This is a genomic window from Dyella sp. (assembly GCF_035503745.1).
Taxonomy (GTDB): Bacteria; Pseudomonadota; Gammaproteobacteria; order Xanthomonadales; family Rhodanobacteraceae; genus Dyella_B.
Genome location: NZ_DATJTC010000043.1, coordinates 56,113 through 69,540 on the forward strand (window position 1 = coordinate 56,113; position 13,428 = coordinate 69,540).

Genomic DNA, 13,428 nt, shown 5'->3' on the forward strand with positions numbered 1-13,428 from the left:
CCGGCATGTATTAGGAAAATTTGAAATATCTGATTCATCCGATAAGATGGACTGATGGTTAACGTCAGCCTGCGCCAGCTTGAGGTATTCGTGCAGATCGCCCTGCACGGCAGCGTGCGTGCAGCCGCCGAGCGGCTGTTCCTCACCCAGCCCGCCGCCAGCATGGCCCTGGCCGAGATGGAGCGGCAGCTGGACGCCCCGGTGTTCGACCGCGAACGCGGCCGGCTGCGTCTCAATGCGCGTGGGCGCGAGTTGTTGCCGCTGGCGCAAGAGCTGCTGGAGCGCCACGCCGAATTCGGTCGGCGCGCCACCGGCAAAACAGCGGCGTTGGCCGGCGACCTGAGCATCGGTGCCAGCAACACCGTGGGCAATTACCGCGTGGGCGAACTGCTCGGCGACTTCGTACGCAGCCATCCACAAGTGGCCATCCGGCTACGCGTGGCCAACACCGGCGACATCGCCGCCGCCGTGCTCGACCACAGCCTGGACGTAGGTTGCGTGGAGGGGCCGATCGCGCATCCGCTCATCGAAGTCCGTCCCTGGCGCGATGACGCTTTGGTGGTGTGCGCACCACCCGATCACCCGCTGGCGAAAAAGCGCAGCCTCAAGCCCGAGCACTTTGCCGGCGCGCGCTGGGTATTGCGCGAACCCGGCTCGGCCACCCGCGCGACCAGCGAACGCGCCTTGGCGCAGCTACCGCCGGGCGAAACGGTGATGGAACTGGATCAGATCGAATCCATCAAGCAGGCCGTGACAGCGGGCCTCGGTATCGCCTGCCTGCCGGAAGTGGCAGTAACCGACGCGTTAGCGAACGGCCGGCTGGTCGCACTGAAAACACCGTTCCTGGATTTGCAGCGAAAGCTGTCGATCGTGCTGCATCGGGAGAAATACCGCGGTGCGGTGTTGGAGGCATTTTTGGATTCCGTCTGCGTTGCTTGAGGCAAAGCGCGCCGCCTTGCGAGATGGGCAAGTTTCTTAAGCCCCCGGGTAGCCCAGGCTTCCGTGATGATAGCCACGCTCCCGAAAGTGCGTCCCGGTCGTCTCAGGAGGTAGGTGACGGGGTTCCCCGGAAAAACAAGCGAGCTGTCCTAGTGCGGCCTGGTCGGGCGTCGGTCATCCATGTGGCGACGGGGGCTCTGTCGCGACACCAAGACGTCCCGGCGCTTCTGTTATCGCATGCCCCTGGCGTGGGAAAAAGCGCACAGTCCTGGCTTTTACCCCGGCGCAAAATGAAGTAGCGTCAGATCTTCGCGTTAGTCATATCTCTTAGGCACGACACAACGGCCTGCGTCGATGCCAGTGCGCACATGAGGTGCCGTTTCACGGGAGGAGAAATATGGCATTTGACGAGGGCAAAAATCCGTCGAGTCAGCCTGATCTGGACATGGTGGCACTAAGGATAGGGGCCAATCAGGTCGCCGGGGGCGCCGCAGCCTACGAAGCCGGCAATGAAGCCGTTATCAAGAAGACGAAGCGTGAGACGCTCTATAAGAACGGCTTCACGTTGTCGGTGACCGCTGAACGATTGATCGCCGAGGCCGAGAGAACGACCCGACATTCGGCAAAACTGGCAAGAAATATGAAAGCTGCAGGTCAATTGCGGCCATCTGATGCGGGGCCAAAGACAGTTTCTACGCACCATGTTGTGGCTGCAACGGACGACCGGGCTTTCGAATCACGAAAGAAGTTGTTTCGATGGGGCATCGGCATCAATGACGTCGATAACGGAGTGTATTTGCCCGCCTTTGAAAATTCGACCGTGTCGAGCCTCCCTAGGGCTGTGAAACATGCCGTCGTGCACACGGACGTATATCACGTGAACGTCTTTGCACGCTTCGTCATGATCCCCAATGACGGCACGGCAAGAGGGCGTGTGGCGCTACGTCAAATCAAGCAGGAGCTGATCGATGGCGTTTTTCCCTATTAATTGGGCAATGAAATGAGACTTTGGGAAATAACAAACGACTTGATCGGTCAAGTATCCATGCTTGTGGTGACCGATCAGGACCGATTGAACTTGGGTTTTTGGGACCAGTTCAGTGACGACGGGTCGATGATGCGTTGGAACAGGCGCCCTAAATTACAACCATACGTGGATAAGAAACGGAAGAAGCAAAAGCCACGTGCCGATATAAGCCCCTTCCGGCCCGGCAGCCTTGCGCTCAACGCCAAAGCGCACGATGCGCTGGGCGACTTCCTTGGCCAGTTCGGGCAGTTGCTTGAAATCGACGTGTTGGGCGAGGTTGAGTATTACTATAACGTCACCAACGTCATCGCCAGTGTTGATCTTGATCGATCGGACGTGGTTCCTGGGGGATTCGTAAAAAAGCCGGCGTTCAATGAGTCTTCGATCCCTGCGCAGGCGACGGTATTTAAAGATGCGGCAGTTCTTTCCAGCATTTACGTCAATGATGCGGCGAAGTTCGAGCTTGAGGAGCGCATTGCCGCGTCAGGCATCACTGGCATGGGCTTCAAGCAGGTTTGGGGCGAGGTATCCAATGATGGAAGCTTGGGTCGGGGCGATGGCTAGCAGTACATGCGCCAAGCAACTCTCAGCCAAGTCTGCGCCCATCTGGGTTTCGGGTGATCGCGCGAAACAGTGAAGGCAGCTAAGGGGGCTAATATGGATGGCCGTGGAGTGAGTGAACGCTAGTTGCAGCGCTTCTCCTATTTGGTGGTGCTATTTATCTGCGGCGCGCTACATGCCCAGCAGTAGCGCGCTGTTACGACACGGCTGAACTGTTGTTGAGGTTCAAACCCTGCGGATCGCCATTGAACTGCCGGTATCGGTCATGCGACACGCCAGCGGCGAAGGGCGCGTTGACGGAACGACGATGATGAAGCCTACGAATGATGAGCCAACATGAGTCTGTCCTTAGACGATAGGTCCTTGGACGATAGTTTGATGCCAGGGCGCGAAAGCATCGAAGGGCATGCGTGATGCCGCCTTATGTATGGGGCACACGATGGCGTAGCTTTACTTCCCGTATTGCTTGAGGCGCATGCCGAGCCGATGGACGGCTAAATTTTGCAAAACGCTTCATGGCCAGAGCCTTCACCGCATGAGGTGCACGCATGGCGAGTGGCTTCATTGAGGGCGGCGGCGCCGTTGAAGACCGCCTCGCCATGCGCGCGAGGTGAAGTATGGCGAGCGTGTCGGCGTGGAACATTCGTCCTACCGGCAGGATTCGTGTAGTCGAACGCTGATATGGACGGTGATGAGTCTGATAGCGAGGGTTCCAGGCTCGCCGGGTACGGGATCTGGGCGGGTCGCGTGGCTTTGCAGCGCGAGTCAACGAATCTTTTTTCCAGCGAGCGCCATAAAAAGCGGCAGCGCTCGATGTGTTGAACAGGATTTATCCAATGGTTGTCACGCGTGAAATTTGGTGCGGACCAGTCGCGACGCTCCGGGCTTTCTGTCGCATGAAGGACATTCCCTGCAACTAAGTCAGGGTTGCCTGATAAGACGACGCGCCATAGTCAGCTTTCGTGCGCGCCATCAGTCCGGCGATCCTAGTCACCAGAAAGAAACTGGTCGCCGAGCCCCTGGGATAACCGATGGCGCGGCCTCGGTGACGGAGTGAGGGAGCGCATGCGCAACCGTATGGTATCGATTGGCACGGCGATTCAAAACAGGCGTTGGTTGATGCACGTCGTCATGGCGCTGGGATACGCCTTGGCGTATTCGCTGGTGCAAGCGGTCTCGGCCAGGCAGGGGTCGTTTATTCTTCCGCTTCGTGTGGCATGCCTGTTGCTGATCCCACGGCGGTACTGGGCTGCCATGGTGCTGGGCGAGCTTGGGCCGATGATCTATCTCAACCTCCAATGCGTGCAGGACTTCGGTCCGACCTGGGTGGTACTGAATTCCATTCCGGGGCTTGTGTTTGCCATCCCGCCAGTGGTCTGGTTTCTGCGGGGAGGCGGGCTATTTCCAAGCAACCGGTGGGTGAACATGCAACGCCTGTGGTGCTGCCTGGCGGCGGCGTCACTGATCTGGACCCTGCGAAGCTACGGGATCTTACTGGCCGTGCGCTTGCCAACCGGGCCTTATGTCATTCCATCAGGCATGGCGCTGATGTTTTTTGCCAACGCCTACCTGGGACTATTCATATGGGTGCCTTGGGTGGTGATGGTTCGCCTGCGGGGCCGAATGGACACCTGGCGCGTTCCCTCGTGGCGGACATGGCTGTCGCGCCCATGGGCGCGGGACGCGGCGATCGCGACGCTTGCGACCCTGGTGCTGATGGGCATGCAGCATCAGCTCGACGGGCAGGGCAAATTCATCATGGTGATGGCCCTGTTTTTGGCACCCATCTGGCTAACGGTCAGACACGGGTGGCGTGCCGCGGTGTTCGGCTGCACGCTTGTATGGATGGCCGCCTACTCGCTATGGACATGGAGGGTCGGTGAAACGGACGTCCAGGAGTTGCGATGGCTGGTGATTGTCCTGACGACCTGCTTGTACGTATTCGGGGTGCGCATTTCCGAGCAATCGCAGCGCAATCAGCAGTTGATGCTGACCACCCAGGCCAGGCAGCGCGTTGCCAAGGATGCCTTGCTTCGCGGGGAAAACCGCCTGGCTCAGGCGTCGATGGCGCTTGAATCGGTGGTAGGCATGCTGCAGATCGACTACGACCACGTGCTGGACCACTTCGTGCCCGCGGAGCAGCGCGAGAGGCAACGTAAACTGGCCCGGCATTTGCGGACTCAGGTGATGCGCCTGGCCGAAAGCATCAGTCCCAGCGCGTGGCGGGACCGCGGCGTCGTGGCGGCGCTTAACGAAACAGTCGGCGGGGTCTTGTACGAGGCAGGCATTACCTACGGTTGTGATGCGTCCAAGCGCTCGCTGGAAACCCTGAGCCAGGTGTTGCAGGCGGCCATTTATCGGATAACGGGCGAGGCGATGGCCGTGCTCAGCGAGTCCTATGAGTGCGCGCGCATCGACCTGACCGTGCGCACGCTTTGGCGGCAACGCAGGCGCTGGGTGGTGCTGCGCATCGATAGCACCGAAGACCAGGCGCATATCGCACGCGCGCTTGAGCACGCCCAAGAGCGTCATCGTGTGGGTATGAAGCTGGGTGCCAGCATGCACGACGTCAACGAGGTGCGGCAGTTCGTGCGCGTGTTCGACGGGACACTGCGCATGCGCCGCATGGGCGACGGCATGCGCATGTCGGTATTGCTACGGGAAGGGCCTCAGCGAGGCGAGTGCGAGCGTAAGGCACCTATCCGGTGGCGGGTCAGGTAAAGCCACTCAATGCAGTGAGGCATCCGTGCGGTTGGCCGGATCCAGATCATCACCGGGCGCCATCGCCATCGTGATCTGCACGTCGCCATCGTTTTGCGAAGTAGCTTCAATGGTGAGGTTTTCGTCGTGGTAAATGGGCTGGGACAAACCGCCCATGCTTGATGCCTTGGTGATTGCAACGCGCTGTGCATCCACGCCGATGGGCAATGCGAAGGCCACTGGTCCCGCGCTGCCAACGGCGGCGTGCACCGTGCCGTTGCGATCATTGACCTGGATGTAGCGCACGCCATCCTTTTCGAAAACGTACACGTGCCAGTTCGGATTGGCGCTAACGTCGGTGGCGTTCGGCCAGGATTCGCCCAATCCGGTGGTGGGTATCGACGAGGATGTGTGTGCCGTTGCGGTGCAAGCGATGCTCAGAGCGGCGATGCCGGCCAGTGCGGCACGGCGGATAACGTCGTGAGATAACAAGGCGTGTCCTTTGCATTGAATGGTGATTCCCCTGCGGGCGGAAATGTATCAAATGTTTCAGGCGCCTTTTGTTGATGCAGCGCAGATTTTTTTGTCAGATCAAACGCGGTGCGAGCGTTGCGCGTTGTCGTTGCTCGCAGCGTTTTTCGGCCGGTATCGCCGCGGTTTTTGTCATCGATGATTGCAGTAGTGTGCTCACTGCGATGGACGGCAACAACTAAACGCCGATACAGGCTGGGAAGTGTCCGCGACATTCGTACTAGCGCGTAGTCCCATGACAATGGATCGGCAATGCTTTCATTGCCGCTCGCGACGACGCTGCAAGAAAAACTACTGCCCGCAGCCCACCAGGCTGTTGAGCAGCAGCTCGGCTTCCTCATGCGTGCGCGCGCGGATCAGCAGCGGCGCATGCGCGCGCAGGCGCTCGTGGTCGAGCGTGGCGAGACGGTCGCGCACGTGCAGGATCTGGCTCGGGTGCATGCTGAATTCCTTCAGCCCCAGCGCCAGCAGCAGGGCGGTAAAGTTGACGTCGCCGCCGATTTCCCCGCACAGGCTCACCGGCTTGCCCGCGCGGCGGCCGGCGCCGATCACGTGCGAGAGCAGGCGCAGCAGGGCGGGCTGCAGCGGGTTGTAGATGTTTTCCAGCGCATCGTTGCCGCGGTCGGCAGCGAGCACGTATTGGGCCAGGTCGTTGGTGCCGATGGCGAGAAAGTCGGCGTGTTCCAGCAGCGCGCGCACGTTAATGGCGGCTGCCGGCACTTCGATCATGGCGCCGAGCGCCAGTTTTTCCGGCAGGTCGATGTTTTCGCGTTTCAGTTCCTGCCGCGCCAGCTTGAACAGCGTGCGCACGGCGATCAGTTCGTCCGGCTGGGTCACCATCGGTACCAGCACGCGTACCGGCCCGTAGCAGGCGGCGCGCAGGATGGCGCGGATCTGCGTGGTGAACACGGCCGGATGGCGCAGCGATAGCCGCACGCCGCGTACGCCGAGCGCGGGGTTTTCCTCGCCGCGGATCACCAGGCCCGCGGCGTCCGCCTTGTCGGCGCCCAGGTCCAGCGTGCGGATGGTGACCGGCGCGCCGCCCATGCCCAGCACCACGTCGCGATAGGCGATGAACTGTTCGTCTTCCGAGGGCAGGCCCTTGTGGCGCAGGAACAGGAATTCGGTGCGGTACAGACCCACGCCGTCGGCGCCGCGCGCGCGCGCCAGCGCGACATCGCCGGGCGATTCGGCATTGGCCAGCAGGTGTATTTCGATACCGTCGCGGGTGCGCGTGGGCGCGTTGGCGAGGCTGGCCAGCCGGCGGCCTTCCAGCGCCGCTTCGCGTTGCCAGGCGCGGTAGCGGGCGAGATCCTGCGCGGTGGGGTGCACGATCGCTTCACCGTGTTCGGTGTCGAGCAGGATCAGGTCGTCGTCGTGAATGGTGGCCAGGGCGTCGCGTGTGCCCACCAGCATCGGCAGGCTGAGGCTGCGCGCCAGGATCGCGCTGTGCGAATAGGGGCTGCCCGAACTGGTGATGACGCCCAGCAAGCCGTTGCCGGCCAGGTGCGCCATGTCGGCCGGCGCCAGGGTGTCGGCAACCAGGATCTCGCCCACGCGCGCGGCGATCTTGCGTTCTTCGACGCTGGTTTGCCGCTGCAGCGCGGAAATGACGCGGCCAATCACTTGGTCTACGTCTTCCATGCGGCTGCGCAGGTACGGATCGTCCATCCCGGCGAACACGCTGGCCAGGCGGTCGCGCTGTTTTTTCAGCGCGGCGCCGGCGCGGTAGCGGCCGATGCTGATCATTTCGTCCAGGCCGCGCAGCAGTTCGGCGTCGTCCAGCAGCAGGCTGTGCGCGTCGATGAATTCGTTGACTTCGCGCGCCAGCGCGCCGTGCAACTTGCCGCGCAGTTCGTGCAGCTCTTGCCGGGCGGTTTCCAGGGCGCCGTGCAGGTGTTCGAGTTCGGAGGAGATTTCCTCCTCGGTCAGCGGGCGCGTGTCGACCAGGTAGCGGCTGGGCTGGACCAGTCGCGCGCGGCCCAGCGTCATGCCGCGCGAAGCCATGGTGCCGGGCAGGATCTGCCTCATCGGCACCCTCCCGCCGGGGTCGGCGCAAGCGGCAAGGAGGGGAGGGCGAACGGCACCGTGCGCAGCGCTGGCGCTGCGTTGCTGTGGGCGTGGCGTTCGTCGGTCCCGGACCCTTGCTGCATGCTTACGCTCCTTCGTCGAATTTGCGATCGAACAGATCCACCACCGCGCTCAAGGCGTTGGTTTCGTCCGGGCCGTCCGCGCGGACGGTGAGTGGCGTGCCGATGCCGGCGGCCAGCATCATCACGCCCATGATGCTTTGTGCATTCACTTCGCGTCCTTTGCTGATCAGCCAGACGGTGGATTTGAAACCCTGCACGAGCTGCACCAGCTTGGCCGATGCGCGGGCGTGCAAGCCCAGTTTGTTGGAGACGACAATTTCTTTTTCAAGCATGGTCTATGAAGATTCCCCCGCGACCGCCGCTGGCCGCGATTTCTGCAAGTTCGTCCAGCGGTTTGTCGGCGTAATTGAGCACGCGCAGCAGCATCGGGAGGTTCAATCCTGACACGCAGCGTAGCCTTACCCCTAACGTTCCCAGCGACAATCCGATGTTGCAAGGCGTGGCGCCGTACAAATCGGCCAACACCAGCACGCCTTCGCCGTGATCCAGTTCACGCGCGTGCTTGGCGGTAAGCGTGCGCATGACATCCGGATCGGCGCGCGCGGGTATCTCAACCGTGGCCACGCGCAGCGGCAGTTTCGGCAGCACGTGGCGGGCGGCTTTGACCAGGGCCTGGCCGACCGACTCGTGGGTCATCAACAACACGCCGACGCTCATGACACGGCGGCTTCGTTGGGGTTTGCTTGAGACAGCATGGAGATCACTCAAGTTCACGATGGAAGGTGAGCACGCCTTCGCGCGTGGCGCGGTAGTGCGTGGCCAGTTTTTCGACCAGGTACACCGAGCGGTGGCGCCCGCCGGTGCAGCCGATGGAGATGGTGACGTAGCTGCGGTCGTCCGCCTCGAAACGGGGTAGCCAGGCATCGAGCCAGCGCGTGGTGTCGGCGACGTATTCCTCCACCATCGGCTGGCGTTCGAGGAATTCGCGCACCGGCGCGTCCTTGCCCGAGAGCGGGCGCAGGGTGGGTTCCCAATGCGGGTTGGGCAGGCAGCGGGCGTCGAACACGAAATCCGAATCCAGCGGCAGGCCACGGCGAAAGGCGAACGACTGAAACATCAGGGTAAGGCCGGCCATGCTTTGCGCGTAGCCGGTGGCGATCAGGCGGCGCAGCTGGTGCACGTTCAGTTCGGATGAATCGATCACCCGTTCGGCAATGGCCATCAGCGGACGCAGCAGGCGGCGTTCCTCGGCGATCGCGTCGGACAAGGAGCGCCGGCGCGTGGCCAGCGGATGCCGCCGGCGCGTTTCGGAGAAGCGTTTGGTCAGCACCGCATCGCTGCAATCGATGAAGATCAGGTGCACCTGCACGGTTTCGGCGAGCGCCGAGAGCACCTGGGGCATGTGCTGGAAGTCTTCGTCGCGGTTGCGTACATCCACGCCCACGGCGATGCGGCGGCGGTGGCTGTCGCCGCGCGTGGCCGCTTCCACCAGCTGCGGCAGCAGCGCGCTGGGCAGGTTGTCGACGCAGTAGAACTCCAGGTCTTCCAGTGCGCGCAGCGCCACGGTCTTGCCGCCCCCGGACATGCCGGTAAGCACCACCAGGTGAATGGCGTTCGGATCGTCGGCCATCAGGAGGCTTTCGGTCTGGCTCATGAGGTCACCAAGGAGGAAGTCGACGCATCTGGTGGGCCTGCCGGTCCATGAAGCTCAGCGCCGGATCGATGCCCTTGCTCTTGAGCATATGGCTGCGTACGGCCGCTTCCACCAGCACGGCAAGGTTGCGGCCGGGCGCGACGGGCAGGGTAATCATCGGCACCTTCACATCGAAGATTTCGCGGTGCCCGACGTCGCCGGTCAGGCGCGTCATGGCATCGAGGGGTTCGCCCTCGCGCATGGTTTTCAGATGCACGACCAGGCGCAGGTACTTGGACGTTTTTACCGAGGTGTGGCCGAACATCTCGCGCACGTTGAGCACGCCCAGGCCGCGCACTTCCAGCAGGTCCTGCAGCAGCTCGGGGCAGGCGCCGTCGATGACGTCCGGCGCGATCAGGGTGAATTCGGGCGCGTCGTCGGCGACCAGGCGGTGGCCGCGGCTGATCAGTTCCAGCGCCAGCTCGCTTTTGCCCGAGCCCGCTTCGCCGGTGATGAGCACGCCGATCGAAAACACCTCCAGCAGCACGCCGTGCAGGGTCAGGCGTGGCGCCATGGTGCGCGCCAGGTGGTATTGCATCCAGGTCAAAAGCTCGTGCCCGCGCTTGGCGCTGATCCACAGCGGGGTGTTGGTTTCCTCGGCCACCTCGCGCAGGTCCGCCGGGATCGGCTGGTCTTTGGTCACGATGAAGGCGACCGGGTGGGTGGCTGCGGCCTTGTGGATCACTTCCCAGCGTTGGCGCGAATCCAGGCCGTCGAGATAGCTCAGTTCCTCGGTGCCCACGATCTGGATCTTGTTGGGGTAGATCACGTTGAGATAGCCCACCAGCGAGGGCCGGCGGGCGGGGGTGGAGCCGTATTCCAGCACGCGCGATTCGCCACGCATGCCCGCGACCCAGCGTAGCGCCATGCGCTCGTGGATATCGTCGAAGAGTTGTCTTGCGGTGAGGCGATCCAAGGGCGTTCCTTTGCGCCGCGGGGGGCCTGGGCGAGGCGGCGGCGGGAACATTGTGCCAGTTCGAGCCCGGCGGCGCGTCTGGGCGCGGCCTGATCGGGTGAAATCGCCCGCCCCGGAGGGGGCGGGCGGAGGGGGGTCAGACGTATTGGCGAACCTCGCGCACTTCGCGCTGGTGTTTGTTGCACAGCTTTTCACGGTAGCGGCGAAGCTGGGTCAGGAGCGTGTCGAAGAGGTGGTCGATGGAGACGTACATGTCGTTCTCGGCGGCCGTGGCGTGCAGCGATCTACCCGCCACCATGAGCGTTCCTTCCGCGCGTTGCTGCAACTTGTCCACGGAAAGCACGACGTTCAGGCTGACTATGCGGTCGTCGAGGCGGGTCAATCGATCGAGCTTGGACTCGGCATGATCGCGCAGAGCCCTGGTGACATCGATCTTTTGGCCACTGAGTTGGAATTGCATGGTACGCCTCCTTCTAGAGCTGCCGCCGGGGGCGGCGTTGATCGATGCGCTGATCGCCGTGAAACGATCATTGCACCGTGAAGCTAAACCTTGATCTTGAATATGGGAACGCTCCGTCTGGCCGCAAGTTCCGAGTCGTGATGCCTTAACGACGCGAAGGATTCAGCTACTGCGCTGTCGTTCGCTGGAACTGGGAATGCGGAGAATTTCGCGGTATTTCGCGACGGTGCGGCGGGCGACCTGAATGCCCTTGCCATGCAGCTCTTCGGCGAGCGCCTGGTCCGACAGCGGCTTGCGCGGATCTTCGCCGTCGACGAGCTTGCGCAGCATGGCCTGGATGGCGGTGGCCGATGCACTGCCGCCATCTTCGGTGGACACGCCGCTGGAAAAGAAATACTTCAACTCGTAGGTGCCGCGCGGCGTATGAATGTATTTGCGGGTAGTTACACGTGAAATGGTCGATTCGTGCATACCTACCTCCTCAGCTACTTCGCGCAACACCAGCGGCTGCATCGCTTCGGGACCGTAGTCCAGGAAAGCGCTTTGCCTGCGTACGATGGCTTCGGCCACCTTAAGCAGTGTTTCGGCACGGGACTCCAAACTCTTGATGAGCCACCGCGCTTCCTGCAACTGACCACGCATCCAGCTCGCATCGTCGCTGCGGGCCTGCGCGATTAGACTGCAATAGTGATGGTTAAGACTTAGTTTGGGCTGGCTGTCGGGGTTCAAAACGACCCGCCAGCGGGTGCCTTCCTTGCGGGCGTAGACGTCGGGCGCCACATATTCCACCGGGGTGGTGTCCATGGCGGCGCCGGGGCGCGGGTCCAGGCTGCGGATCAGGATGGCGGCGGCGGTGGTGTCTTCCTCGCCGGCATGAAGCCGTCGCGCAAGCTTGGCCATGTCGTTGCGCGCCAAAAGCTCCAGTTCGCTTTCGACGATGCGCAAGGCCAGTTCCCGATGCGGCGTGGCCGGATCGAACTGTTCCAGCTGCGCGCGCAGGCAATCCTGCAAGTCGATGCTGCCCACGCCGGCCGGATCGAAGCGTTGCAGCTGCCGGCGCACGCTTTCCACTTCGTCCAGCGTGGCCTTCAGATGCGGCGGCAGCGCGGCGAGTACCGCGTCCAGGCCTTCGCCCAGATACCCATCGGTATTGAGCGCGTCGATCAGGACCGTGGCGATGGCCTTGGCGCGCGGATCCATCGGCGTGAGATTAAGCTGCCACAGCAGGTGTTCCTGCAGGGACTCCGGCGCCGCGTTCTGCGGCTCTATACCGTCTTCGTCGCGGTTGTTCTGGCTGTTGCCGTTGCCGCTGCCGTTGGTGGAGGAGAAATCGATCGGCTGGTCGGTGCTGATGTCGGCTTCGGTCCACTCCGGCGCTTCGTCGTTTTCGCTGCGGGTGGACGAATCGCTGTTGCCCGAAAGCGCGGACTGGAATTCGGCTTCGAATTCATCCTCCGTCTCGGCTTCGTCCTGCTCCGGGTCGGCGTCCTCGGCAAACTCCAGCAGCGGGTTGGCCTCGGCGAGCTGGCGCAACTCCGCGGCCAGCTCCAGTTGCGACAATTGCAGTAGCCGGATGGCCTGCTGCAATTGCGGCGTGAGAGCCAGTTGCTGATTGAGGCGGAACTGAAGTCCGGGTTTCATGCCTGCCAAAGTGGTGAATTCGGCATCATCCTAACCCTTCGCCGGAGTGCCGGCCATAGCTGCGCCGGCAGGAAGCGCGAGCCGCATCCGCGGATGTGAAACGGCGCAAATTGCCGCTTGTGCGGCGGGTTTGAATGGAGTATTACAGTCGGAATTCCCGCCCCAGATACACTTCGCGCACTTTTTCGTCCGCCAGGATGTGCGCGGGGGTGCCGCGCGAGAGCACCTCGCCCTCGTTCATGATGTAGGCGCGGTCGCAGATGCCCAGGGTTTCGCGCACATTGTGGTCGGTGATCAGTACGCCGATGCCGCGCTCTTTCAGATGCCGCACGATGCGCTGGATTTCCCCGACCGAGATCGGGTCCACGCCGGCGAACGGTTCGTCCAGCAGCATGTAGCGTGGCTCGGCGGCCAGCGCGCGGGCGATTTCCACGCGGCGCCGCTCGCCACCGGAGAGGCTGATGCCTTTCTGGCCGGCGATATGTGCGATTTTCAGTTCGTCCAGCAGGCTTTCCAGTTGCGCGTCGCGCTTGCGCTGGTCCGGCTCGCGCAGTTCCAGCACGGCCATGATGTTGTCGGCCACGCTGAGACGGCGAAATACCGAGGCCTCCTGCGGCAGGTAGCCGATGCCGAGCTTGGCGCGCGCGTGCATCGGCAGGCCGGTGATGTCCTGCTTGTCGAGCTTGATGGCGCCGCCATCGGCTTCGATCAGGCCCACGATCATGTAGAAGCAGGTGGTCTTGCCCGCGCCGTTGGGGCCGAGCAGGCCGACCACTTCGCCCTGGCGGATGGAGAACTGGAAATCGCGCACGACCTGGCGTGCGCGGAAACTTTTTTGCAGGCCTTCAGCGGAAAGCATGAGTCGCG

The 13,428-nt window shown here is 62.6% G+C and carries 14 protein-coding genes; 4 read left to right on the top strand and 10 right to left on the bottom strand.

Going from position 1 to position 13,428, the window contains the following annotated elements:
* Nucleotides 1-54: 54 nt before the first annotated feature.
* From VME63_RS16635 to VME63_RS16650, 4 genes are all read left to right on the top strand, one after another.
* Nucleotides 55-939, top strand: a complete 885-nt coding sequence (locus tag VME63_RS16635; protein ID WP_325434476.1) for a LysR family transcriptional regulator — start codon at nucleotides 55-57, stop codon at nucleotides 937-939.
* Nucleotides 940-1,336: 397 nt separating this feature from the next.
* On the top strand, nucleotides 1,337-1,927 hold the full coding sequence (locus VME63_RS16640) for an AHH domain-containing protein (protein WP_325434477.1): 591 nt from the start codon (nucleotides 1,337-1,339) through the stop codon (nucleotides 1,925-1,927).
* A gap of 57 nt (nucleotides 1,928-1,984) precedes the next feature.
* Nucleotides 1,985-2,530, top strand: a complete 546-nt coding sequence (locus VME63_RS16645; protein WP_325434478.1) for a hypothetical protein — start codon at nucleotides 1,985-1,987, stop codon at nucleotides 2,528-2,530.
* Nucleotides 2,531-3,646: 1,116 nt separating this feature from the next.
* Nucleotides 3,647-5,248, top strand: coding sequence for a hypothetical protein (locus VME63_RS16650; protein WP_325434479.1), 1,602 nt, complete (start codon nucleotides 3,647-3,649; stop codon nucleotides 5,246-5,248).
* Between the two features lie 6 nt (nucleotides 5,249-5,254).
* Here VME63_RS16650 and VME63_RS16655 read toward each other — a convergent pair whose 3' ends face one another.
* From VME63_RS16655 to lptB, 10 genes are all read right to left on the bottom strand, one after another.
* A complete protein-coding gene (locus tag VME63_RS16655; RefSeq protein ID WP_325434480.1) occupies nucleotides 5,255-5,719 on the bottom strand; it encodes a hypothetical protein in 465 nt (154 codons plus the stop codon).
* Nucleotides 5,665-6,099, bottom strand: a complete 435-nt coding sequence (locus tag VME63_RS16660; RefSeq protein ID WP_325434579.1) for a hypothetical protein — start codon at nucleotides 6,097-6,099, stop codon at nucleotides 5,665-5,667. The genes VME63_RS16655 and VME63_RS16660 overlap by 55 nt, the downstream gene beginning before the upstream one ends.
* Entirely contained in the window at nucleotides 6,050-7,789 is a 1,740-nt protein-coding gene (ptsP, locus tag VME63_RS16665; RefSeq protein ID WP_325434481.1) for a phosphoenolpyruvate--protein phosphotransferase, read from the bottom strand. The genes VME63_RS16660 and ptsP overlap by 50 nt, the downstream gene beginning before the upstream one ends.
* Before the next feature lie 124 nt (nucleotides 7,790-7,913).
* Nucleotides 7,914-8,183, bottom strand: coding sequence for an HPr family phosphocarrier protein (locus VME63_RS16670; protein WP_325434482.1), 270 nt, complete (start codon nucleotides 8,181-8,183; stop codon nucleotides 7,914-7,916).
* Entirely contained in the window at nucleotides 8,176-8,568 is a 393-nt protein-coding gene (locus VME63_RS16675) for a PTS fructose IIA subunit family protein (RefSeq protein WP_325434483.1), read from the bottom strand. Before VME63_RS16675 ends, VME63_RS16670 begins: the two co-directional genes overlap by 8 nt.
* 43 nt (nucleotides 8,569-8,611) lie before the next feature.
* On the bottom strand, nucleotides 8,612-9,505 hold the full coding sequence (gene rapZ, locus VME63_RS16680; protein WP_325434484.1) for an RNase adapter RapZ: 894 nt from the start codon (nucleotides 9,503-9,505) through the stop codon (nucleotides 8,612-8,614).
* Nucleotides 9,506-9,509: 4 nt separating this feature from the next.
* On the bottom strand, nucleotides 9,510-10,460 hold the full coding sequence (hprK, locus tag VME63_RS16685; RefSeq protein ID WP_325434485.1) for an HPr(Ser) kinase/phosphatase: 951 nt from the start codon (nucleotides 10,458-10,460) through the stop codon (nucleotides 9,510-9,512).
* A gap of 136 nt (nucleotides 10,461-10,596) precedes the next feature.
* Nucleotides 10,597-10,920: a ribosome hibernation-promoting factor, HPF/YfiA family gene (gene hpf / locus VME63_RS16690; RefSeq protein WP_325434486.1), complete on the bottom strand. Its 324-nt coding sequence runs from the start codon at nucleotides 10,918-10,920 to the stop codon at nucleotides 10,597-10,599.
* 162 nt (nucleotides 10,921-11,082) lie between these two features.
* Complete coding sequence (locus tag VME63_RS16695; RefSeq protein WP_325434487.1) at nucleotides 11,083-12,561, bottom strand: RNA polymerase factor sigma-54; 1,479 nt, start codon at nucleotides 12,559-12,561, stop codon at nucleotides 11,083-11,085.
* A 142-nt stretch (nucleotides 12,562-12,703) separates the two neighbouring features.
* Nucleotides 12,704-13,420, bottom strand: a complete 717-nt coding sequence (gene lptB, locus VME63_RS16700) for an LPS export ABC transporter ATP-binding protein (RefSeq protein WP_325434488.1) — start codon at nucleotides 13,418-13,420, stop codon at nucleotides 12,704-12,706.
* Nucleotides 13,421-13,428: the final 8 nt, after the last annotated feature.

What these genes read in the sequence shown, in the direction of transcription:
- rapZ (WP_325434484.1), bottom strand. Translation starts at nt 9,505, where the DNA reads ATGAGCCAGACCGAAAGCCTCCTGATGGCCGACGATCCGAACGCCATT.
- VME63_RS16660 (WP_325434579.1), bottom strand. Translation starts at nt 6,099, where the DNA reads ATGAGGAAGCCGAGCTGCTGCTCAACAGCCTGGTGGGCTGCGGGCAGT.
- VME63_RS16645 (WP_325434478.1), top strand. Translation starts at nt 1,985, where the DNA reads ATGCTTGTGGTGACCGATCAGGACCGATTGAACTTGGGTTTTTGGGAC.
- hpf (WP_325434486.1), bottom strand. Translation starts at nt 10,920, where the DNA reads ATGCAATTCCAACTCAGTGGCCAAAAGATCGATGTCACCAGGGCTCTG.
- VME63_RS16675 (WP_325434483.1), bottom strand. Translation starts at nt 8,568, where the DNA reads ATGAGCGTCGGCGTGTTGTTGATGACCCACGAGTCGGTCGGCCAGGCC.
- ptsP (WP_325434481.1), bottom strand. Translation starts at nt 7,789, where the DNA reads ATGAGGCAGATCCTGCCCGGCACCATGGCTTCGCGCGGCATGACGCTG.
- VME63_RS16695 (WP_325434487.1), bottom strand. Translation starts at nt 12,561, where the DNA reads ATGAAACCCGGACTTCAGTTCCGCCTCAATCAGCAACTGGCTCTCACG.
- VME63_RS16670 (WP_325434482.1), bottom strand. Translation starts at nt 8,183, where the DNA reads ATGCTTGAAAAAGAAATTGTCGTCTCCAACAAACTGGGCTTGCACGCC.
- lptB (WP_325434488.1), bottom strand. Translation starts at nt 13,420, where the DNA reads ATGCTTTCCGCTGAAGGCCTGCAAAAAAGTTTCCGCGCACGCCAGGTC.
- VME63_RS16640 (WP_325434477.1), top strand. Translation starts at nt 1,337, where the DNA reads ATGGCATTTGACGAGGGCAAAAATCCGTCGAGTCAGCCTGATCTGGAC.
- VME63_RS16635 (WP_325434476.1), top strand. Translation starts at nt 55, where the DNA reads ATGGTTAACGTCAGCCTGCGCCAGCTTGAGGTATTCGTGCAGATCGCC.
- VME63_RS16650 (WP_325434479.1), top strand. Translation starts at nt 3,647, where the DNA reads ATGCACGTCGTCATGGCGCTGGGATACGCCTTGGCGTATTCGCTGGTG.